This window comes from Nocardioides marmoribigeumensis (genome assembly GCF_031458325.1).
In the GTDB taxonomy this organism is placed as follows: Bacteria; Actinomycetota; Actinomycetes; order Propionibacteriales; family Nocardioidaceae; genus Marmoricola_A; species Marmoricola_A marmoribigeumensis.
This window is the reverse complement of sequence record NZ_JAVDYG010000001.1, coordinates 2,091,984-2,113,714: the sequence shown is the minus strand read 5'-3', so window position 1 is coordinate 2,113,714 and position 21,731 is coordinate 2,091,984. Positions and strand designations below refer to the sequence as shown.

The window sequence follows — 21,731 nt, the reverse complement described above, 5'->3', positions numbered from 1 at the left end:
GCAGGATGGTGCCGTGAGCGAGCACGACGACCTGGTCAGGACCCTCGTCCGCGCCGGTGCGCGGTCCGGGCTGTCGTGGGGCGAGCGGCGCAGGACCACGACCGTGGAGTCCCCGCACCGGGAGGGGTCGACGGGCTACGAGGTCGAGGTCGGCGACCGGCGGGTGCGGCTCTACGGCTGGGCCGACGGGCAACGTGGCCTCCCCGACGTCGAGGACCCGTGGCGGGACTGCACCGTGCGACCGGCCGGCGCGGTCAACTCCCTGCTGGAGCGGGCGGGCAGCGACCACCGCCTCGGGCTCGCCCGGACGGGCGCCAACGACGGCCTCGCGGTGCTCGGCCGGGCCACCGTCCTCTCGGCCGTGCCGGCGCTGCTCGTCCCCTGACCTCACGAGCCCTCCGCCGGGAAGACGCAGAGCTCGTTGCCGTCGGGGTCGGCGAGGACGTGCCAGGAGATCTCCCGGTCGGGCGCGCGGAGGACGGTCGCGCCGCGCTGCACGAGGAGGTCGACCGTGTCGGGGCGGGTGGCGCGGAAGTCGAGGTGGAAGCGGTTCTTGGCGGTCTTGGGCTCCGGCACGGGGCAGAACACCCACAGCTCGAAGGGGGCGCCCTCGACCGACGCGAGGTGGGCCCAGTCGTCGCCCTCGTCCTGCCCCGCGTGGGCCCCGAGCACCTCGGCCCACCAGCGTGTGATCGGCAGCGGGTCGGGACCGCAGTCGGTGCAGACCTCGTAGAGCCCCGGGCCCCGGTCCTCGCGCGTCGGGAAGGCGCACAGCTCGCCCCCCTCGGGGTCGCGCAGGACCACCCAGGGGAAGGACGTCGCGTCGTCGACCCGGGCCCCGGCGGCCACCAGCGTCTCGACGTCGTCGACGCGCACGTCGAGGTGGGTGCGGTGCTTGACGGTGCGCGGCTCCGGGACGACGTCGATCCACAGCGACGCCCCCGGCCCCTCGCCGCGCAGGACGGCACCGCCGTGCCCGGGCTCGCGCTCCCAGCCCAGCGCGGTCGACCAGAACGCCGCCACCTGCTCCAGGTGGGCGGCGTCGGTGTCCAGGCACAGCGCCTGGAAGCGCAGCAGGGGTCCCGAGCTCCCGGTCGTCATGGGGTCATGCCTACCGGAGGGGTCCGACAGATGCGACCCGGCTCACGGGAGCGCGCGACGCTCGTCCTCGAGCTCGGCCAGCGATCCGCGCAGCGCGTCGAGCGAGGCGTTGACCCGGGTGACCTCGTCGGCCCCGTCGCCGACATCGAGGGCGGCCACGCTCGCCCGCATCTCCAGCAGCTTGGTGTAGACCTCGGCGACCTGGTCGACGCTGTGCTGCAGCTTGGTGAGCAGGGCAGTGCGGCGCTCGGCCATCCGCTGCACCGCCGCGAGCGCACCGCCGCGCGGCTCCTGGCCGGGTGGGCGCCTGCTCCGCCGGAGGGCGTCGTCGAGGCCGTCGACCGCGGCCGCGACCCGCACCGCGGTCTGCTCGGCACCCTGGGCGGCGACCAGCGCGGTGATCGACTGGTCCAGCACGCTGTCGGGCAGGGGCGAGGCGCGGAGGTCCTCGAGGTCGGTGACGTAGCCGTGGATCGCCCGCACCATCGTGGCCTGTGGAGTGCCGGGACGCAGCCCGATCTCCTCGACCTCCTCCTCGTCCCAGTCGTCGTCGTCCTTGCCGCTCAACGCCCCGACGACGGCCCCGACGCCCCACATCGCGGCGGCGATGCCGAGGCCGACCGGGGCGGCCGCGGCACCGGCGACACCGGCGACCGGCAGCACGGCCCAGGCCAGCCCGCCGCCGACCCCGGAGGTCACCAGGAGCCACGGGTCACGTCCCGCCCTGGCCACCTGCTTGCCGAAACCCATCGTCGACCCGGCCCGACTCAGAAGTTGCTCAGCACGGCGGTGAACACCTTGTCGATGCTCTCCGGCCGCGTCGCGTCGTAGGCCGCGGCGTTGCTGGCCGCGCTGATCTGGCGGAGGGTCTCCAGGTCGGCCCCCTCGCCGTAGGCGATCGTGAACACCCGCAGCGAGGTGTCGGGTGACTCGCTGCTGCCCCCGCCGAGCTGGCGGACGAGGCCGGCCAGGTCGGTGTCGGCGGGGTACTCGTTGCGGCCGTCGGTCAGGACGACCACGGCGTTGATCTTGTCGGCGTCCAGGGACGTCCCCATCGTGCCGACGGCGGCACGGATCGCGGCGTAGAGCGGGGTGCCGTTGAGCGGCGTGAGGGACCGGATCGACCGCCTCAGGTCGTCGCGCTGGCGGGAGATCGGCAGGACGGGCTCGAGCTCGCGGTAGATCTGCTCCTCGCCGTCGAGGTCGGTGGTGAACGCCCACAGGCCGACCTCGTCGGTCGGCGCGAACTGGGTCATCGCCCGGATCGCGGCCCGCTTGGCCAGCTCGAGCTTGGAGGCGCCGGCGTCGGGCACGGGCTCGCCCATCGACCCGGACACGTCGAGCAGCATGAGCACGCGGGCGGGCTTGCGCAGCTGGGTCCACGCCGAGCGCACCTGCGAGAGCACGGCCGGTGCCGGCGGGCTCAGCGTGACCTTCACCCCGTCGGCGATGAGGTCCTCGCTGGTCGTGATCGGCTTGCCGGGCTTGCCGTCGTAGGTCCGGAAGCCGGCGTCGGTGAAGACCTTCTGGGCCTTGGCGCTGCGGAGGTAGGACAGGAGGTCCGCGGACGCGGCCCGCTTGTCCTCGTCGACCCAGGGGGCGTCGAGCGTCACCCACGGGCTGTCGGAGAACAGCGTGCCCTCCTTGGGGTAGATCGCCGCCAGGGGCACCGCGGGCTTCTCGTGGTCGCCCAGCGTCGCCGGGTCACCGGTGGGGTTGCCGTTGTTGTAGTCGAGGACCGACTTCTCCTCCACGGCGACCGCGCTGACGTAGCCGAGCGACGCGCCCCTGTCGTCGGCGCGCTGCAGGTTGGACAGGTAGGTCAGAGTCGTGTCGCCGTAGTGGACGACCGAGCGCTCCACCGTCTGCACGAACCTCCGCACCCGCGGGTCCTCGAGGTCCCGGTCGGTGAGGTCGGACGACTTTCCTGTCGCTGCGACAAAAGATCCGATCGTGGCGGCGAGCCCGGACGTGGACAGGTTGGGGTTGGTCTTGCCGAGCGTGAAGCGGCCCCACTCGGGGTGGCCGAGCGCGGCCCAGCCGCGCTGGTCCTCCACCAGCGACAGCACGTCGCTCCAGCCGAGGGACTTGGCCGGCCAGCCGAGGGCCTGGGCCATCGGTCGCGGCATCGCGAGCACGAGGGGCGTCGAGGCGATCGAGGGCGTCTCGTCCGGGACCAGGTCGGGCTTGTCCTTCGCGGCGAGGTCCTGCTGCAGGAGGCCCACCCACGTCGAGGCGGCCGGGGTCCACACGTCGGGACGCGGGCCGTCGAGCTCCTCGTCCCACCCGCGCGCCAGGGCCTGCTCGCCGCCGCCCGAGGCGACCGAGGTCACCTCGACCGCGACGCAGGTGCCGCCGACCTCGGGGTCGGTGTCCTCGTAGGCCGAGGCGATCCGCCCCAGCAGCGCCGCCTTCTCGCTGGACGCCGCGACCGTCAGCGAGACGCAGCCGCTGGTGTCGCGACCCGCGTCGCTCGGCGTGGCACCAGGCGTCTTCTCGGACCCACCGCCCCCGACGATGAGCTTGACCGCCACGACCGCGACCACACCGACGACCACGGCTGTGACGATCGGTGCCTTGGACTTGGCCACGGGCCCCTCCGGGAGACGGTCCGGGTCGGCGCCCGGGCGGAAGGGAAGTCTAGGCGGGAGCGCAGGCTCAGCGGGTGACCAGCAGGGCGGTGCCGCTCACCACCGCCACGCGTCCCTCGGCCCGGTCGCCGAGGCGCAGCAGCTCGTCCACCCGGGCGGTCGAGTCGTGCCGGGTCGCGCGGCCGGAGGCCACGTCGACCTCGAGGAGCCCGTTGGGGGCGGGCACCCAGGCGGTGCCGTCCTCGACCAGCGGCGTCCCGAGACCCGGCCGGGGGCTGTCCCCGACCGGAGGGGCCTGTCGTGCCCGCACGGTCCACGCGGGCCGTCCGGAGGAGGTGTCGAGCGCGCGGAGCATCGCGCCGCCCCGGGGGTCCGGGCCGCGCAGCACCAGGCGGTCGGCCCACAGCCAGGCGGACCGGAAGCCGACGGGCACGGGCCGTGTCCAGCGGACCCGGCCCCTGGCGTCGAGGGCGACGACGCGGGGCCGGCCCCCCGTCCGGAGGAGGTACGACGACCCGTCGGGTCCGGCGGTCAGGAGGGCAGCCGCGGGACCGCGGTGCGCCCAGACCTGCGACCCGCCGGAGCGGGACAGCGCCTCGACCCACGCGCCGGGGCCCGGCGTCGGTGCACCCCCGGTCGCGAGCGAGGCCGAGTCGGCCCGGGCGAGGAGCACGAGGTCGCCGGCGACCGAGACCGACGCCAGGGCCCCTCGTCCGTGACGGGTCCAGCCGACCTTGCCGGTGGCCGGGTCGACCAGGCGGACCACCCGCCGTCCGTCGGCCCCCACCGAGCCCACGACCACGTCGGACCCCGCCTGGTCGGTGCGCACCAGGGTGGAGGGGCCCGTCCGCGGCAGGTCGCCGCAGACCAGCGGGACCGAGTCGCCGGCGAGGGTGAGCAGGCTCGGCTGCGGCCCGGAGAAGGCCAGCACGAGGTCCTCCCCGACCGGCCCACCGGTGAACGTGGTCCAGGCCGGGTCCCCGGCGAGGTCGACGCGCCAGTCGGTCCGGGCGCGGTCGACGTCCACCACGTCGACGACCGCGCGCCCGGGCTGCGGGGTGGTCACCAGGGCCAGCCGGTCGGCGTACGCCACGACGCTGGGGCGCTGGGTCAGGCGCTCGAAGAACCGGCCGGTGATGACCGACCCGACCGGGCCGCCGAGACCCTCGACCGCCTCGACCACCCGCCGGCGCTGCCGGCCGACCGAGCCGGCCGGCAGGAGGGCGGCGCGCGGGACCAGCTGGGGGCTCGTCTCGCCTGAGGAGACGGCGACGGCGCAGTCCGCGGCCGGGCTGTCGTCGCGCAGCAGCACGGCGGACAGGGCGGTCAGGAAAATCACGAGCACGAGCCCCGCGAAGAGGCTCGTGCGAGTGGTGACGCGCGACGGGCGCGCGTCAGGTGGCGGGTGGGCGCTCAGACGACCGGACCACCGGTGGAGTCGGTGTGGCGCTCGGTCACGGCCTCACGACCCGAGGCGTCGCGGGTGACCGCGACGGTGCTGTGGCGGCGCCGGGTGGCGGCCAGGCTCAGCACGGCGACCAGCACGCCGGCCAGCATGAGGATGTAGCCCAGGGTGTTGTCCTCGATGCCCGGGATGTCGACGTCGACCGCGAAGGCCAGGATGGCCCCGATGACGAAGAGCAGGATTCCGCCGCCGATGGTCATGGTGTGTTCCTCTCACCAGGGACGCGTGCCGCGTCCGTCGGACACACATGTACCCCTTGCGCACCAGGACAAAACGCTCACCAGATGCGCACGCGCTCCTCGGGCTCGAGCCACAGGCCGTCGCCCGGCCGGGTGGCGAAGGCGGAGTGGAACTCGTCGAGGTTGCGGGCGATGTTGGCGCGGAACTCCGGCGGGCTGTGCGGGTCGACGGTCAGCCGCTGCAGGGCCAGCTCGGTGCGGTCCTTGGTGCGCCACACGTGGGCCCAGTTGAGGAACAGCCGCTGGGTGCCGGTGAGCCCGTCGGACTCCGGCAGCGGCCGGTCGCCGAGGCTGATCAGGTAGGCCTTGAGGCCGATCGTGAGGCCACCGAGGTCGCCGATGTTCTCGCCGACGGTCAGGGCCCCGTTGACCTTCTCCTCGGGCAGCGCGCGCGGCGAGAGGCCGTCGTACTGCGCGATCAGCTTGTCCGCGCGCTCGCGGAACGCCGCCTTGTCGGCCTCGGTCCACCACTCGTTGAGGTTGCCGAGCTCGTCGTACTCCGAGCCCTGGTCGTCGAAGCCGTGACCGATCTCGTGACCGATGACCGCGCCGATGCCGCCGTAGTTCTCCGCCGGGTCGGCGTCGAGGTCGAAGAACGGACGCTGCAGGATCGCTGCGGGGAAGCAGATCTCGTTGATGCCGGGGTTGTAGTAGGCGTTGACGGTCTGCGGCAGCATGTGCCACTCGTCGCGGTCCACCGGCGAGCCGATCTTGCCGAGCTGCCGGTCGTGCTCGAACTCCGCGGCCCGCTGGGCGTTGCCCCACAGGTCACCGGGCTCGACGCGCAGCGCGGAGTAGTCGCGGAACTTCTCGGGGTAGCCGATCTTGGGCCGGAAGGTGCGCAGCTTGTCGAACGCGCGGGCCTTGGTGGCCTCGGTCATCCAGTCGAGGTCGGTGATCGAGCGGCGGTAGGCCTCGAGCAGGTTGGTCACCAGCTCGTCCATCGCGGCCTTGGCGGCCGGCGGGAAGTGCCGCTCGACGTACCTCTCGCCGACGGCCTCGCCGACCGAGCCCTCGACGAACGTGACCGCACGCTTCCAGCGGGCTCGCAGCTCGGGGGTGCCGGACAGGGTGCGGCCGTAGAAGTCGAAGTTGCGCTCGACGAAGGCCGAGGAGAGGTACGGCGCCGCGGAGCGCAGCGTCCTGGCCGACATCCAGGCCTGCCAGTCGGCCAGCTCGACCGACTGGTCGGCGACGACCCCGGACAGGTGGGCGAGGTAGCTCGGCTGCCGGACCACGACCTCCGCCAGCGTCTCCTCGGTCGCGCCGAGCGCCTCGGCGTACTCCTCCCAGGCGAAGGCCGGGGCGAGCTCGCGGAGCTGCTCGAAGGTCATCAGGTTGTAGCACTTGATCACGTCGCGGGTCGCCGCCCGCTCCCAGTGGCCCTCGGCCAGGCGCGTCTCGAGGCGCAGGACCCGCGCGGCGGAGACGTCGGGGTCCTCGGCGTAGAGGTCGCCGGCCAGGGCGAAGAGCGCGGAGAGGTAGCCGGTGTAGGCCTCGCGGATCGAGGCGAACTTCTCCTCGCGGTAGTAGGACTCGTCGGGCAGCCCGAGGCCGCCCTGCACGAGCTGAACGAGGTAGCGCTCGCTGTTGCGGTCGTCGGTGCTGACGTAGGCGCCGAAGAAGCCGCCGACGCCCGTGCGCTCGGCCCGGCCCACGTGGGCGGCGAGCGAGGGGTGGTCGGTGACCGCGGCGATCTCCGCCAGTGCCGCGGCGACCGGGCTCGCGCCCAGCTCCTCCACGCGTGCCTCGTCGAGGAACGAGCGGTAGAGGTGGCCGATCTGCTGGGTCGTGCTGCCCGGGGGCGCCTGGTCGGCCTCGGCGTCGGCCTCCTCGAGCAGCGCACGGACGTGGGACTCCGCGGCTTCGGCGAGCATGTGGAACGCGCCCCAGCTCGCGCGGTCGGAGGGGATCTCGGTCTCCGCCAGCCAGCGGCCGTTGACGTGGCCGAAGAGGTCGTCCTGGGGGCGGACGTCCGGGTCCATGCCGGGGCGGGCGTCGTCGAGGATCGTCATGCGCCAGAGCCTACGGGCCGCGCGGCAGGCTCCGGACGGGTCAGGTCGTAGGCGCGGTGGAGCCAGGTCTGGCGCACGCGCATGCCGACGCGGGTGTAGAGCCCGAGGGCGCCGGTGCGCGTGTCCGTGCTGAGCTCGGACGACACCGCCCCGACCTCCCGCGCGTTGGCGAACGCGTCGGCGAGCAGCGCCCGGGCGAGGCCCTGGTGCCGGCGGTCCCGGCGTACGCCGAGGCTCTGCACGTAGCCCTGGGTGGTGTCCTCCCCGCGGAACACGACGAGGTGGCACGCCCCCACCGGGACGCCGTCCCCGTCGACGACCAGGCGCAGGTGCCACGGCTCGAAGCCCGGCCGGCCCATCACCTCGGCGGCGAAGTCCTCGAACGGCTCGCGGTCGCGCTCGGACCACTCGAGGAAGGCGTCCTCGAGGATCGTCCAGGCCGCCCGCTGGTCCTCCTCGGTCGCAGCGGTGCGGATCGTGTGACCGCGCGGGAGCGGCTGGGCGGCGATCTCGGCACCGGGCGGCAGCTCGAGGACCCACGACTCCCACCGCACGAAGTAGCCGAGGCGCTCGAGCAGCCGGTCCCCGTCCGACCCCTGCGGGACCGGGCTGCCGACCACGGCCGAGCCGCGGGCGCGGGCGGTGGCCCGCACCCACCCGCTCAGGGCCGTCCCGATGCCGCGGCGGCGGTGGTCGGGGTGCACGTGCGCGTCGGCCCGGGTGTCACTGGTCAGCTCGGCGTAGGCGACCAGGCGGTCGCCGTCGTGCACCGACATCGTCGAGCTCGCGATGTCGAAGCTCGGCCGCCCCCAGTCGCCGACCAGGTCGGCCTCCTCGATCTCCACCGAGCCGACGTCGTGCCGCTCGCAGGCCGCGATGAGCTCGTAGACCGCGCGGGAGTCCTCGGCTCGCAGCGGGCGGGTGGTGAGGCCGGCCGGGAGGCCCTGGATGGTCGTCACGGGGGCAGTCAAGGCCACCCGTGCCGGGCAGGTCCAGCGGATTGCGGGACCCGCCGCGAGCCTCCCGCCCGCCACCACACGGCGCGGCTAGCGTCCGCGCATGCTCTCGGGACGCCGACCGGCGGGGACGGCGGCCGTCGTCGCGATGCTGCTGTGCCTCCTGGTCACCGCAGCGGCCTGGCCGCAGCACAGCGCCCGGGCCGACCGCCCCCGGCGGGCGCAGCTGGTCGCCGCCGACCCGGCCGCCGGGTTCGCGATCGTGGGGCACCGCGGCTACCCGGCACGGGACGTCACCGAGAACACCGTGCCGTCGTTCCGCCGGGCCGTCCGGTACGGCGCCACGGCCGTCGAGCTCGACGTGCAGCTGACCCGCGACGGCCGGCTCCTGGTGATGCACGACCCGACGCTGGACCGGACCACCACGTGCCGAGGCCGGGTCGCGGCCCGCACCCTGGCGGCCATCCAGCAGCGGTGCCGCGGCCGCCGTGGCCACGAGCTGGTGCCCTCGCTGGGCCAGGTGCTCGGCCTCGTCGTGCGGCTGGGCACCGACGTGGTGGTCGACGTGAAGCGGCCCCCGGCCTCGTGGTCGCCGGCGCGCTACCACCGGCTGGTCGACGCGATCCGCTCGCGCGGCCTGGTCGACCGCACCGTCGTCCTGGGCTTCCACCGCGCCAACCTGGAGGCGATCCGTCACATCGAGCCGGGGCTCCGCGTGCAGGGCATCGCCTCCACCCCGGCCGACGTCGCCCGGATCCGCACCTGGGCCGACGGGCTCAACCTGCCCGCCTCGCTGGCCACCCCGGAGCTCGTGGGCGGGCTGCGCGACCAGGGGCTGCTCGTGCTGGGCCGCAAGACCTCGCTGGCCCGTGACTGGTCAGTGCTGCGCGAGTCCGGCGCCGACGGCCTGCTCACCGACAGCCTCGCCTCCTACGGCACCTGGGTGGCCCGGCAGGGACCGGCCACGAGCCCCACGCCCACCCCCACGCCCACCCCCACGCCCTCCCCGGCCGTGTGACCCGCTCGGGTCTGGTCGGTCGCCGCTCGGGCGTGGCACCATCCGCCCATGCCTGACGCACCCGCACCCTTCGACGTCGTCGTCCGCCGTGGCCGGTGGTTCGACGGGACCGGCGCCCCGAGCGAGGTCCGCGACCTCGGCATCCGCGAGGGGCGGGTCGTCGCGATCAGCGCCGACGAGCTCGACGCGACCGGGTGCCCGACGGTCATCGACGCGGCGGGCCAGTGGGTGCTCCCCGGCATGGTCGACATCCACACCCACTACGACGTCGAGGTGCTGCGCGAGCCGGCGCTGGTCGAGTCGCTGCGCCACGGCGTGACCACGATCCTGCTCGGCTCCTGCTCGCTCTCCACCCTGCACGTCGACCCGACGACCGCGGGCGACCTGTTCGGACGGGTCGAGGCGATCCCCCGCCAGCACGTCATCGCCGCCCTGGAGGAGGCCCAGCAGGGGGCGGGCGGCTGGCGCGACGCCAAGGAGTACGTCGACTTCCTCGAGTCACTGCCCCTCGGCCCCAACCTCGCGGCGTTCGTCGGGCACTCCGACCTCCGCGCCGCGGTGATGGGCCTCGACCGCGCCACCCGCGAGGACGTCAGGCCGACGGCCGGCGAGCTGGCCCGCATGGAGGAGCTCCTCGAGGACGCCCTCGACGCCGGCTTCGTCGGGATGTCGGCCCAGCAGCTGCTGTTCGACAAGCTCGACGGCGAGGTGTGCCGGTCGCGGACGCTCCCGTCGACGTACGCCCGCACCAAGGAGCGCCGCCGTCTCAACCAGGTGCTGCGCGCCCGGCGCCGCGTGCTCCAGGGCGGCCCCGACATCACCTCGGTGCGCAGCATCGCGGCGATGACGCTGTCCTCGCTGCCCGTCGGCCCCGGCGCCCCCGGCGGTCGCGGTCTGCGCCGCCCGCAGCTCAAGACGACCCTGCTGTCCGCCGCGGACATCAAGGCCAACCCGCTGCTGGTGCACATCATGAACCCGATCGCGGCGACGCTGAACCGGCTGGGTGGCGACTTCCGCTGGCAGCACCTGCCGGTGCCGTTCGAGGTCTACGCCGACGGCATCGACCTGGTCATCTTCGAGGAGTTCGGCTCCGGGGCCGCCGCGCTCCACCTCGCCGACCAGGTCGAGCGCAACGCCCTGCTCCAGGACGAGGACTACCGCCGCCGGTTCCGCAAGGACTACGACGAGCGCTTCGGCATGCGGGTGTGGCACCGCGACTTCTTCGACGCCGAGATCGTCGAGTGCCCCGACGACTCGCGCCTGGGCTCGCTGGTCGGCCTGACCTTCGGGCAGGTCGGCATCGAGCGCGGCCGCCTCACCGCCTCCGGCGAGCCGCTGCACCCGGTCGACGCGTTCCTCGACCTCGTCGTGGAGCACGGCACCAAGCTGCGGTGGCGCACCACGATCTCCAACCACCGGCCGAGGTACGCCGACAAGCTGGCGGTCAGCCCCGGCGTCCAGATGGGCTTCTCCGACGCCGGCGCCCACCTGCGCAACATGGCGTTCTACGACTTCGGGCTCAAGCTGCTGCGACGCGTCCACCGGGCCGAGCAGGCGGGCCGGCCGTTCATGTCGCTCGAGCACGCCGTCCACCGCCTGACCGGCGAGCTGGCCGAGTGGTACTCCCTCGACGCCGGCCACCTCCGCGTCGGCGACCGGGCCGACCTCGTGGTGCTCGACCCGGCCGGCCTCGACGACTCGATGGACGACTACGCCGAGGCGCCGGTCGCGTCGTACGACGGCCTCCCGCGCATGGTCAACCGCTCCGACCGGGCCGTGAAGGCCGTCCTGGTCAACGGCACGAGGGTCTTCGGGTCGGGCCGTGCCGGGGACGCGCTCGGCACCGAGCGCACCGGGTCGTTCCTGCGGGCCCGCACCTGAGACCCGCCTCACAGGGTCGGCGCTGTCGGACGGGTCACACTCGCTCGGGTTCCGGCCCCCGCTCACCTAGCGTGTGCGCATGGAGAGTGCTGCCCCCACCACGACGCTGACCACCACCGACAACACCGAGCTCTCACGCATCGACGCCCACGTCGACGGCGCGCTGGTGGGCTTCGCGGCCTACGAGGTCTGCGACGACGGCGTCTACACCTTCCACCACACCGAGGTGTTCGAGGGCAACGAGGGCCGCGGGTTCGGCCAGCGCCTCGCCGAGGGCGTCGTGCGCTTCGCGCGCGAGCAGGACGTCAGGATCCACCCGACCTGCTCGTTCCTCGCCTCCTACCTGCGCAAGCACCCCGACAGCCAGGACGTGCTCGACCCCAAGTTCGAGGTCTGACCTGCGCTAGAGGACCAGGACCGACTTGCCGAGCGTGCGCCGCTCCGCCATCTCCTGCAGCGCGTCACTGACGTCCTCGAAGGCGTAGGTGCGGCCGATCGGCGGGTCGATCGCACCGCTGCGCATCATCGGCACGAGCCGGTCCCACTGCTCGCGCATGTAGCCGCCGCGCAGCATCGCGTAGGCGCCCCAGCCGACGCCGCGCACGTCGATGTTGTTGAGCAGCAGGCGGTTGACCTTCACCTCGGGGATCGTGCCGCCGGTGAAGCCGATCACCAGCAGCCGCCCGAGCGTGCCGAGGCTGCGCAGCGAGTCGGTCATCAGGTCGCCGCCGACGACGTCGACCAGCACGTCGACGCCCTGGCCGCCGGTGAGTTCCTTGACGGCGTCGCGGAAGCCCTCGACCACGACCGCCTCGTCGGCGCCCGCGCGGCGGGCGAAGTCGCACTTGTCCTCGGTCGAGGCGACCGCGATGACGCGGGCGCCCATGCCCTTGGCGACCTGGATCGTGGCGGTGCCGACGCCACCCGCGGCGCCGTTGACCAGCACGGTCTCGCCGTCCTGCAGGTGACCCCGCTCGCGCAGCGCGAACTCGGCGGTCAGGTAGTTCATCGGGATCGCGGCGCCCTGCTCGAAGCTCATCTCGTCGGGCAGCGGGAACACGCCGTCCGGGTGGGTCGCGACCAGCTCGGCCCCGCCGCCGTACGGCAGGGCGCAGGCGACCCGGTCACCGATCGAGAAGCCCGAGGACCCCGGGGCCGAGCGCACCGTGCCGGCGAAGTCGACGCCGAGCTGGAACGGCAGCTCGGGCTTGAGCTGGTACTCCCCCCGCGTCTGCAGCAGGTCGGGCCACGAGACCCCCACCGCCTTGACCTCCACGAGCACCTGGCCGTCGTCGGCGGTGGGTTCGGGGACGTCGGCCACGGAGACCGAGGAGGGGCCGTCGAGGGAGGTCACCTGGAGGGAGCGCATGAGCCCGAGGATAGAGACCACCCATCTCGGGCGGTCCCACGGCCGAACCCCGGGCATGACGACGCAGATGAGCGAGCCAGAGACCCAGGACGCCAGGACGTCCGGCCGCCGGCTGCTCGGTGGCGTCGCAGGCGTCCTCGCCGCCCTCGCGGGCCTCGGCCTGGCCGAGGGAGCCGCCGCGCTCCTGTCCGGCGTGACCGGGCCGTTCCTCGCGGTGGGCAACCGCATGGTCGACGCCGCCCCGGGGCAGCTCAAGGACTTCGCCGTCGAGCACTTCGGCACCAACGACAAGCCGGTGCTGCTCGGCGGGATCGCCGCGGCGCTCCTGCTGATCACGCTCGTGGCCGGCGCCGTGGGGGTGCGCCGGCCGCGCGTGGGCCTCGGGGTGTTCGCGGTGATGTCCGTCGTCGCGACCGTGGCGATGGTCACCGACCGGTCTGCCACGGCGGGCACCGGCGCGCGGCTCGTCCCCGCGGTCGTGCTCGCCGTGGCCTCCCTCGGCGGGCTGCACCTGATGCTCGCCGCGCTGCGTGGTGTGCCCGCCGCCTCCACGCCTGGCAGCACGCCGGCCGAGCGCTCCCTGGACCGTCGTCGCTTCCTCCTCGCGGCCGGCGCCGTGACCGTCGGCGCCGTCGTCGGAGGCGCCCTCACCAGGGCGTACGGCGGCCTGGCCGCGGCCGCCGACCGCGCCGGGGTGAGGCTGCCCCGCCCCAGCACCCCCGCACCGCCGGTGCCGGAGGGCGTCGAGGTGGGCGTGAAGGGCGTGACGCCGTACCTCACCAGCAACGCCGACTTCTACCGCGTCGACACCGCGCTCAAGGTGCCCGACGTGCCGCTCGACACCTGGACGCTCCGCGTCCACGGCATGGTCGACAAGGAGCTGGAGCTCACCTACGACGACCTGCTGGCTCGTGACCTGGTCGAGCGCCGGATCACCCTGACCTGCGTCTCCAACGAGGTGGGCGGCCCCTACCTCGGCAACGCCACCTGGCTCGGCGTCCCCGTCCGGGAGCTGCTCGCCGAGGCGGGGGTGAAGGACGGTGCCGACGCGGTCCGCTCGCGCAGCGCCGACGACTGGACCGCCGGCACGCCGCTCGACCGGCTGATGGACGACCAGGACGAGGCCCTCGTCGCGATCGCGATGAACGGCGAGCCCCTCCCGCTCAAGCACGGCTTCCCCGCGCGGCTGGTGACCCCCGGCCTCTACGGCTACGTCTCGGCCACCAAGTGGCTGACCGAGCTGGAGGTCACGCGCTTCTCCGACTTCACGGCGTACTGGACCAACAAGGGCTACGACGCGCAGGCGCCGATCAAGACCTCGAGCCGCATCGACGTGCCCGACTCCTTCGCCCGCGTGAAGGCCGGCCGCGTGCCGGTCGCCGGGGTCGCCTGGTCGCAGACGCGCGGCATCGAGAAGGTCGAGGTCCGCATCGACGGCGGCCCGTGGCAGGCGGCGCGCCTCGGCGAAGCCGACAACAAGAACACCTGGCGCCAGTGGGTCTTCCCCTGGGACGCCGAGCCGGGCAACCACCGCATCGAGGTGCGGGCCGAGGACGGCAGCGGCTACACCCAGACCGGCGCCCGCGCCCCCATCGCGCCCGACGGCTCCACCGGCTGGCACAGCGTCACCGTCTTCGTGGCCTGACCGACCCCTGAGACCCGCCTGATCTCAGGCTTCTCAGATTTTTGTCAGCTTTACAAAAACTTTCTGCAGACTCACCAATCCGCTCCCCACCCGGGACCGAACAGCCAGTGAGACGAGGGCCCCGAGGGTCCGAGCAGACCGAGGGTCCGGACAGACCGGCCCTGATCACCGCACACAACCGAAGGGATCTCCCCCGATGCGACTCAAGAAGTACGCCGCCACCGCCATGGTCGTCTGCGCGCTCGGCGCCACCGCCGCCTGCGGCAGCAACGACGACACGAGCAACGACGCGGCCGCCGCCGAGGCGAGCACGCCGATGACCAGCGACAGCCCCTCCGCGTCCACCATGGACCCGGCCTCCGACCTGGTCGGCCCCGGCTGCGCCGACTACGCGAACGCCGTCCCGGACGGCGCGGGCTCGGTCGCCGGCATGGCCGAGGACCCGGTGGCGACCGCCGCGAGCAACAACCCGCTGCTGACCACCCTGGTCGCCGCGGTGTCCGGCAAGGTCAACCCCAAGGTCAACCTGGTCGACACCCTCAACGGTGGCGAGTTCACCGTCTTCGCCCCGGTCGACAAGGCGTTCGCCGCCCCGGCCGTGAAGAAGGCGCTGCCCACGCTGAAGAAGGACGACGCGCTCCTCACCAAGATCCTGACCTACCACGTGGTCCCCGGCCAGCTGTCCCCCGCGGACGTCACCGGCACGCAGAAGACCGTCGAGGGCGGCACCGTCAAGGTGACCGGCTCCGGCGACAACCTCAAGGTCAACGGCGCCCACGTGATCTGCGGCGGCGTCCACACCGCCAACGCCACGGTCTACCTCATCGACCAGGTGCTCATGCCCAAGAAGTGACCTCACACCGACCGACGGGCCCCCGCCAGCAGGCGGGGGCCCGTCGTCGTGCCGGGAGGTGGCCCAGCCGGATGACTCAGCCGGTGGCTCAGCCGGGCCGCACCACGCGGTTCATCTCGAAGTGCATGGGGTCGGTGTAGTTCCAGTCCCCGCCCCAGGCCATGCCCCACTTCTTCATGATCGCCACGACGCGGCGGTCCATCTCGCCGCTGGTGCCGCGCTGGTTGCCCGGGACGTTGAGGTCGACCGCAATGCCCCACGAGTGGAGCGAGAGGCCGTTGGCCGCGCTGCGGCCGATGTAGCGCGGGTAGTAGCACCCGGCGTACTCGTCGGGGTGGATCGAGGAGGCGAGCCCCGCCTGCACGATCTCGGTGAGGGCGGCTCGCAGCTGAGGGATGAAGGCCTTGTTGCACGTGACGTCGCCCAGCAGGGGCACGGACTCGGTGCGGATGTAGGCGTCGACCCAGCGCTGGTCGGGCTTGATCGTGCCGTCGGGGCCGTTGGTGTAGCTGAAGGTGCCGATCGCGTCGGACACCGAGGTGCCGGCCAGGACCGCGGTCTGGAGCGCGTTGTCGAACTCCCGCGCGAGCAGCTGGACCGACCCGGCCCGGTCGCCGGCCAGCAGCTTGTCGATCTGCTTCTTGACCAGGGACGGGGTCCGCGACCCGGTGCTGATCAGCAGCGCGTTGCGGGTCGGGAGACCGAGCTGCTCGCCGCGCTTGGGGTTGACCACGACCTGCACCACCGGACGGGTGGAGAGCCCCGCTGCCCGCTGGACCAGCGGGGCGTAGGCGCCGACGTGCACCAGCGGGGAGTCGTCGCGGCTGCCGAGGCGGACCATGTCCTTGGCGTCCACCAGCTTCTTGGGCGTCGTCACGTCGACCGCGGCCTCGCCGCCGGCCAGGCGGTCCCAGACGAACTGCGCCTGCGCCGTCGCGTCGGGGGTGAAGACCCGGAACGCGGCAGGGTCCGCGGCGGCGACGGTCAGCGTGCGCCCGTCGACCGAGGCCGCGGCGTAGGAGAACGGCACGAGGGCGCGGACGCCCTGGATCCGGCGGATGCGGGTGACCAGCGGGTCGGGCAGCGTGTGGGAGGCGGTGACGAGCAGGTCGGCGGTGCGCAGCGGGGGCTTGAAGCGCCCCGGCGCGTCGACGGCGTACGACGCGTCGCCGCTGGTGCGGGTCGTGCTGTCGGAGCCCTGGGACGCGCTGCGGGACGACGACGTCCCCGGGGTGCCGTCGTCGGCACCCAGCGGACCCGCGGTCCCCTTCTCGCACGCGGTCAGGAGCGAGCTCAGCACGACGATGCCGGCGAGTCCCCCGAACCGCGCCCGGCGCCCTCCGCGCCGGAGCTGTTCTCCCATGGGCGCATTCTCTCCCCCCGGCGGGCGCTTTACCCACCGACTTCGGGATTCGGTCGGACCGGCCTGCACCCTCCTGGGTAGATTCCCCACCATGCGGCGTTCCCGTCCCTCCGGCGACCCCAGCCCCGTCGGACCGGACGGAGGCCCCGCGGCCACGCGCAAGCGGCGTCACGTGCCCGCCTCGGTCGAGGCGGTCGTGCTCCTGGTCCTCGCGCTGCTGCTCGCGCTGGGGATCAAGACCTTCCTCGTCCAGATGTTCTTCGTGCCCTCGGAGTCGATGGAGCCGCTGTTCATCAAGAACGACCGGATCATGGTCGAGAAGTGGTCCTACTGGAGCTCGCCGGTCCGCCGCGGCGACGTCGTCGTCTTCGAGGACCCGGGCGGCTGGCTCGGACCGCCGCCCCCGCTCAACCCGGTCCAGAAGGGCCTGTCGACCATCGGCCTCTACCCCACCGGTGGGCACCTGGTGAAGCGCGTGATCGGCGTCGGCGGCGACCGGGTCGCCTGCTGCGACCCCGACGGCCGCCTGACCGTCAACGGCGTCCCCCTGGTCGAGGACTCCTACGTCAAGAAGGGCAGCAAGCCCTCCGACCGCGACTTCTCCGTGACCGTGCCCAAGGGCCGGCTGTGGGTGATGGGCGACAACCGCTCCAACAGCGAGGACTCGCGCTACCACCGCCAGCTGCCCGGCGGCGGCACGGTCCCGGAGTCCGCCGTCGTCGGCAAGGTCTGGGCGATCGTCTGGCCGATCAGCCGCTGGGACCACATCGAGACCCCCCGCACCTTCGACCAGAAGGCGCTGGCCCAGGAGTAGCCCTCCCCCGGGCCCGTCGAGGTGCTCACGGCGTGAGCCTCGGAGCCACCGATTCCGTCGCGTGGGACGCGATCGACCGCAGGATTCGTCCCACCTGGACAGTCGTGGCCGAAGAATCCATCATGGACGCATGACCTCCTCCCCGACCTCCGTGGACCAGCAGCGCAGGCTCCTCACCGCGATCCCCGGACCCCGGTCCCAGGAGCTCCACGCCCGCAAGGAGGCGGCCGTGTCCTCCGGTGTCGGGGTCGGCCTCCCGGCGTACGTCGAGCGCGCCGGGGGCGGCATCCTCGTCGACGTCGACGGCAACCACCTGATCGACTTCGGCTCCGGCATCGCGGTGACCACGGTCGGCAACGCGGCGCCCGCGGTGGTCGAGGGCGTCGCCCGGCAGGCCGCCGACTTCACCCACACCTGCTTCATGGTCTCCCCCTACGAGGAGTACGTCGCGGTGTGCGAGGAGCTCGCCGAGCTCACCCCGGGCGAGGCCTCGACCAAGCGATCCGCCCTGTTCAACTCCGGCGCCGAGGCGGTCGAGAACGCGGTCAAGGTCGCGCGCACGTTCACCGGGCGCTCGGCGGTGGTGGCGTTCGACCACGCCTACCACGGGCGCACCAACCTGACGATGGCGCTGACCGCGAAGTCGATGCCCTACAAGCACGGGTTCGGTCCGTTCGCGAACGAGGTCTACCGCGCGCCGATGGCCTACCCGCTGCGCTGGCCCGGGTCGCCCGAGCGCTGCGCCGAGGAGTCGTTCCAGGCCTTCGTCGACATGCTCCACGCGCAGGTCGGCGAGACGAGCTGCGCCGCGGTGGTCATCGAGCCGATCCAGGGCGAGGGCGGCTTCATCGTGCCGCCGGAGGGCTGGCTGCGGATGGTCGCCGACTACTGCACCGAGCACGGCATCCTGCTCATCGCCGACGAGATCCAGACCGGCTTCTGCCGCACCGGCGACTGGTTCGCCTGCGACCGCGAGGGCGTCGTGCCCGACCTGATCACCACCGCCAAGGGCATCGCCGGCGGCCTCCCGCTCGCCGCGGTCACCGGCCGCGCCGAGGTGATGGACTCGGTGCACTCCGGCGGCCTCGGCGGGACCTACGGCGGCAACCCGGTCGCCTGCGCCGCCGCGCTCGGGGCGATCCGCACGATGAAGGAGCAGGACCTGTGCGGGCGCGCCCGCGAGGTCGAGGCGCTCTTCCTGCCGCGCCTGGAGGCGCTGCGGTCGAAGTACGACGTCGTGGCCGACATCCGCGGCCGCGGCGCGATGCTGGCCATCGAGCTGACCGCCGGCGCCGGCGACCTGACGCCCAACCCGACCGCGACCGCCGCGATCAACAAGCACTGCCACAGCCAGGGCCTGGTCACGCTGACCTGCGGCACGTTCGGCAACGTCTTCCGCTTCCTGCCCCCGCTGTCGTCCCCCGACCACCTGCTGTCCGAGGGGCTCGACCTCATCGACGAGGCGTTCGCCGCCGTCCTCGGCTGACCCCACCCCTTCGGCCCACGCATAGGTTGACCACATGAACGAGAGCTCCCTGCTGTCCTCCCTCAACACCGGCCTCTTCGTGGGCGGCGAGTGGCGAGAGGGGTCCGACGGCAAGCAGATCGACGTCGAGGACCCCGCGACCGGCAAGGTGCTCACGAGCATCGCCGACGCGACCGTCGAGGACGGCGTGGCCGCGCTCGACGCCGCCGTCGCGGTGCAGGCCGAGTGGGCCGCCACCCCGCCCCGCGAGCGGGCCGAGCTGCTGCGCTCGGCGTTCGAGCTGATCAACGAGCGCGCCGACGAGCTCGCCCTGCTGATGACCCTCGAGATGGGCAAGCCGCTGGCGCAGTCGAAGGGCGAGGTCACCTACGGCAACGAGTTCTTCCGCTGGTTCTCCGAGGAGGTCGTGCGCATCCACGGCCGCTACTCCGTCTCGCCCGACGGCAGCTCGCGGCTGCTGACGATGAAGCAGCCGGTCGGCCCGACCCTGATGATCACGCCGTGGAACTTCCCGCTGGCGATGGGCACCCGCAAGATCGGCCCGGCCATCGCGGCCGGCTGCACGATGGTGGTCAAGCCGGCCTCGCAGACCCCCCTCACGATGCTCCGCCTGGCCCAGGTGCTCGAGGAGGTGGGCGTTCCCAAGGGCGTGCTCAACGTCGTACCCACCTCCCGCACCGGTGACGTGATGGGCCGCCTCATCTCCGACCCCCGCCTGCGCAAGCTGACCTTCACCGGCTCGACCGGGGTCGGCAAGAAGCTGGTCGAGCAGTCCGCCGAGCAGCTGCTGCGCGTCTCGATGGAGCTGGGCGGCAACGCGCCGTTCCTGGTCTTCCCCGACGCCGACCTCGACAAGGCCGTCGACGGCGCGATGCTGGCCAAGATGCGCAACATGGGCGAGGCCTGCACCGCCGCCAACCGCTTCCTGGTCCACGAGGACGTCGCCGACGAGTTCGCGCGCCGGTTCGGCGAGCGCATGGCCGCCGAGAAGGTCGGCCGCGGCACCGACGAAGGCGTGACCGTCGGCCCGCTGATCGACCAGAAGGCCAAGGACAAGGTCAGCGAGCTGGTCGACGACGCCACCTCCCGCGGCGCCTCGGTCGTCACCGGCGGCCGCGCCACCGGCGAGGCCGGCTACTTCTACGAGCCGACCGTGCTCACCGACGTTCCCGCCGACGCCGACCTGGTGCACGAGGAGATCTTCGGCCCGGTCGCGCCGATCACGACGTTCTCCGACGAGGACAAGGCGCTCCGGCTCGCCAACGACACGGAGTACGGCCTGGTCGCCTACGTCTTCACCACCGACCTCGGCCGCATGATCCGCGTGAGCGAGGGGCTCCAGAGCGGGATGGTCGCGGTCAACCAGGGCATCATCTCCAACGCCGCCGCCCCCTTCGGCGGGGTCAAGCACTCCGGCTTCGGCCGCGAGGGCGGCTTCGAGGGGATCGAGGAGTACCTCTCGGTGAAGTACGTCGGCATCGCGCCGTAGGGGTCCAGTTTCACTAGGTACCTAGTGACGTTGGCACTTCCCGAGCGAAACTTCGCTCGGGGAGTGCCAATTCTCCCGCCGGCGTCAGCTCCCAGGATCGATCGAGTCCGCCACGAAGCGCCCGTCGACGCAGTGCGCGGTGAGCACCTCCTCGCCCTCGTGCCACAGCATGGCCTTGACCTCCGCCGGACGCAGGGGCCGTGAGGTCGCCGTGGCGCGGGCGTGGAGCACGACGCTCGCCCAGCCGTCGGTGACCCGCTGGTCGGAGGTGACGAAGTCGATGCGGTACGGCGGCCGGAGGTCGCCGTCGAAGCGCACCTTCCGGGGGCCCGTCGCGCCCGTCCACCGGCCGGCGAGCCGGGCTGTCCCCTCGAGGTCGCACCGCACGGGCTCCCGGGCCCCGCGCAGCGCACCGGGCAACGTGGTCGAACCCTCGGGCAGTAGCACCTCGCCCCCGACGAGGATCGCCTCGCGGGCATCGACCCCGCGCACGGACCGCACCACCACGGGCTCGTCGGGGATGCGCCCGCGACCCTCGTCGCACCCGAGGACGGCTCCCTGGCCGAGCGTGTCGCCGGCGACCGGGCTCCGGTCGATCCCGATGCCGGTCCAGCGCCGTCCGTCCCACCGGACGACGTAGCCGCAGTCGGCGCTGCCCACCTGCTCCGGCTCGCGCAGGACGGTGTAGCCGACCCCGCCCACGGCCAGCACCGCGGCCGCGGCGAGGACGGCCGGCCAGCGGCGGCGGTGGGTCGCCGGCGGCTCCCCGGTCAGGTCGGGAGCGACGAACGCCGGCCCCTCGTCGGCGGCCGCGCGCAGTTGCTCGCGGAGCAGCTCATCGAGGTCGGTCACGGCTCGTCCTCTCGCTCGTCGGGCTCCTCAACGCCTCGCGCAGCACGGGCATCGCCCTGGCCACCAGGCTGCGGACCGTCGCCGGCCGGCAGCCGAGCACCTCGCCGATCCGCTCGTCAGGCAGGTCCTCGTAATAGCGCAGGACCACCGCGGCCCGCTGTCGGTCGCTCAGGGCGGCCAGCGCCCGCCAGATCGCGTCCCGCTCCCCGCTCGCGTGCGCCGGGTCCGGGCCGGGCGCGTGGGGCCCCGCGCCGAGCCGGGCGAGGGCGCGCACGCGCGCGCCCGTCGTACGTCCCTGGCTCCGGTGCTCGTTGACCAGCGCGCGCCGGGCGTACGTCGCCGGGTCGGCGAGGTCGGCCACCCCACGCCTCGCCAGCCGCAGCAGCACGGTCTGGGTGAGGTCCGCCGCCCGCTCGGGGTCGCGGGTGAGCAGCCAGGCGAACCGCTGCAACGCGGCTCCCTGCTCGTCCACGAACCGCCCCAGGGCGGCCTGCTCGGCACTCACACCTGTATTCACGCACGAGCGGGCTCCGCTGTTGCGGGGCAGCGCGCCGGTTCGAGCCCGGGCCCGCGGCGAAGCTGGTGCTTCCCGAG

General features: G+C 73.3%; 20 protein-coding genes. 9 read left to right on the top strand and 11 right to left on the bottom strand.

Annotated features, from left to right (window positions below):
• Window positions 1-13 precede the first annotated feature (13 nt).
• Window positions 14-385 (top strand): hypothetical protein, encoded by a 372-nt coding sequence (locus J2S63_RS10110; RefSeq protein ID WP_310301775.1) that lies wholly within the window; start codon window positions 14-16, stop codon window positions 383-385.
• Window positions 386-387: 2 nt separating this feature from the next.
• On the opposite strand, the gene J2S63_RS10105 is transcribed toward J2S63_RS10110, so the two are convergent.
• From J2S63_RS10105 to J2S63_RS10075, 7 genes are all read right to left on the bottom strand, one after another.
• Window positions 388-1,101 (bottom strand): VOC family protein, encoded by a 714-nt coding sequence (locus tag J2S63_RS10105; protein WP_310301774.1) that lies wholly within the window; start codon window positions 1,099-1,101, stop codon window positions 388-390.
• 42 nt (window positions 1,102-1,143) lie between these two features.
• Entirely contained in the window at window positions 1,144-1,851 is a 708-nt protein-coding gene (locus J2S63_RS10100) for a hypothetical protein (RefSeq protein WP_310301773.1), read from the bottom strand.
• A 17-nt stretch (window positions 1,852-1,868) separates the two neighbouring features.
• Entirely contained in the window at window positions 1,869-3,692 is a 1,824-nt protein-coding gene (locus J2S63_RS10095) for a substrate-binding and VWA domain-containing protein (RefSeq protein WP_310301772.1), read from the bottom strand.
• Window positions 3,693-3,759: 67 nt separating this feature from the next.
• Entirely contained in the window at window positions 3,760-5,031 is a 1,272-nt protein-coding gene (locus tag J2S63_RS10090) for an outer membrane protein assembly factor BamB family protein (RefSeq protein WP_310301771.1), read from the bottom strand.
• A 74-nt stretch (window positions 5,032-5,105) separates the two neighbouring features.
• On the bottom strand, window positions 5,106-5,357 hold the full coding sequence (locus J2S63_RS10085; RefSeq protein WP_310301770.1) for a DUF6458 family protein: 252 nt from the start codon (window positions 5,355-5,357) through the stop codon (window positions 5,106-5,108).
• A 77-nt stretch (window positions 5,358-5,434) separates the two neighbouring features.
• Window positions 5,435-7,411 carry a M13 family metallopeptidase gene (locus J2S63_RS10080; protein WP_310301769.1) on the bottom strand — a complete coding sequence of 659 codons (1,977 nt, stop codon included), beginning with the start codon at window positions 7,409-7,411 and terminating at the stop codon, window positions 5,435-5,437.
• Window positions 7,408-8,370, bottom strand: coding sequence for a GNAT family N-acetyltransferase (locus J2S63_RS10075; RefSeq protein ID WP_310301768.1), 963 nt, complete (start codon window positions 8,368-8,370; stop codon window positions 7,408-7,410). The genes J2S63_RS10080 and J2S63_RS10075 overlap by 4 nt, the downstream gene beginning before the upstream one ends.
• 100 nt (window positions 8,371-8,470) lie before the next feature.
• Here J2S63_RS10075 and J2S63_RS10070 point away from each other — a divergent pair, with 100 nt between their 5' ends.
• The 3 genes from J2S63_RS10070 (at window position 8,471) to J2S63_RS10060 (ending at window position 11,663) form a co-directional block, all read left to right on the top strand.
• Entirely contained in the window at window positions 8,471-9,385 is a 915-nt protein-coding gene (locus J2S63_RS10070; RefSeq protein ID WP_310301767.1) for a glycerophosphodiester phosphodiesterase, read from the top strand.
• 48 nt (window positions 9,386-9,433) lie between these two features.
• The gene (locus J2S63_RS10065; RefSeq protein ID WP_310301766.1) at window positions 9,434-11,266 is read left to right on the top strand and encodes an N-acyl-D-amino-acid deacylase family protein; all 1,833 of its coding nucleotides are present in this window, start codon (window positions 9,434-9,436) and stop codon (window positions 11,264-11,266) included.
• Window positions 11,267-11,345: 79 nt separating this feature from the next.
• A complete protein-coding gene (locus J2S63_RS10060) occupies window positions 11,346-11,663 on the top strand; it encodes a GNAT family N-acetyltransferase (RefSeq protein ID WP_310301765.1) in 318 nt (105 codons plus the stop codon).
• A 6-nt stretch (window positions 11,664-11,669) separates the two neighbouring features.
• On the opposite strand, the gene J2S63_RS10055 is transcribed toward J2S63_RS10060, so the two are convergent.
• On the bottom strand, window positions 11,670-12,635 hold the full coding sequence (locus J2S63_RS10055; protein WP_310301764.1) for an NADPH:quinone oxidoreductase family protein: 966 nt from the start codon (window positions 12,633-12,635) through the stop codon (window positions 11,670-11,672).
• Between the two features lie 67 nt (window positions 12,636-12,702).
• On the opposite strand from J2S63_RS10055, the gene J2S63_RS10050 reads away from it, so the two are divergent.
• Window positions 12,703-14,280, top strand: a complete 1,578-nt coding sequence (locus tag J2S63_RS10050) for a molybdopterin-dependent oxidoreductase (RefSeq protein ID WP_310301763.1) — start codon at window positions 12,703-12,705, stop codon at window positions 14,278-14,280.
• Window positions 14,281-14,476: 196 nt separating this feature from the next.
• Complete coding sequence (locus tag J2S63_RS10045; protein WP_310301762.1) at window positions 14,477-15,133, top strand: fasciclin domain-containing protein; 657 nt, start codon at window positions 14,477-14,479, stop codon at window positions 15,131-15,133.
• Window positions 15,134-15,221: 88 nt separating this feature from the next.
• Here the strand turns inward: J2S63_RS10045 and J2S63_RS10040 are convergent, their stop codons facing one another.
• Window positions 15,222-16,496: a M15 family metallopeptidase gene (locus J2S63_RS10040; protein WP_310301761.1), complete on the bottom strand. Its 1,275-nt coding sequence runs from the start codon at window positions 16,494-16,496 to the stop codon at window positions 15,222-15,224.
• A gap of 91 nt (window positions 16,497-16,587) precedes the next feature.
• Here J2S63_RS10040 and lepB point away from each other — a divergent pair, with 91 nt between their 5' ends.
• From lepB to J2S63_RS10025, 3 genes are all read left to right on the top strand, one after another.
• On the top strand, window positions 16,588-17,310 hold the full coding sequence (gene lepB / locus J2S63_RS10035) for a signal peptidase I (RefSeq protein WP_310301760.1): 723 nt from the start codon (window positions 16,588-16,590) through the stop codon (window positions 17,308-17,310).
• Between the two features lie 130 nt (window positions 17,311-17,440).
• Window positions 17,441-18,796, top strand: a complete 1,356-nt coding sequence (gabT, locus tag J2S63_RS10030; protein ID WP_310301759.1) for a 4-aminobutyrate--2-oxoglutarate transaminase — start codon at window positions 17,441-17,443, stop codon at window positions 18,794-18,796.
• A gap of 34 nt (window positions 18,797-18,830) precedes the next feature.
• Window positions 18,831-20,285, top strand: a complete 1,455-nt coding sequence (locus J2S63_RS10025) for an NAD-dependent succinate-semialdehyde dehydrogenase (protein WP_310301758.1) — start codon at window positions 18,831-18,833, stop codon at window positions 20,283-20,285.
• 84 nt (window positions 20,286-20,369) lie between these two features.
• On the opposite strand, the gene J2S63_RS10020 is transcribed toward J2S63_RS10025, so the two are convergent.
• Window positions 20,370-21,137, bottom strand: a complete 768-nt coding sequence (locus tag J2S63_RS10020) for a DUF6281 family protein (protein ID WP_310301757.1) — start codon at window positions 21,135-21,137, stop codon at window positions 20,370-20,372.
• Window positions 21,121-21,642, bottom strand: a complete 522-nt coding sequence (locus J2S63_RS10015; protein WP_310301756.1) for a sigma-70 family RNA polymerase sigma factor — start codon at window positions 21,640-21,642, stop codon at window positions 21,121-21,123. Before J2S63_RS10015 ends, J2S63_RS10020 begins: the two co-directional genes overlap by 17 nt.
• Window positions 21,643-21,731 lie beyond the last annotated feature (89 nt).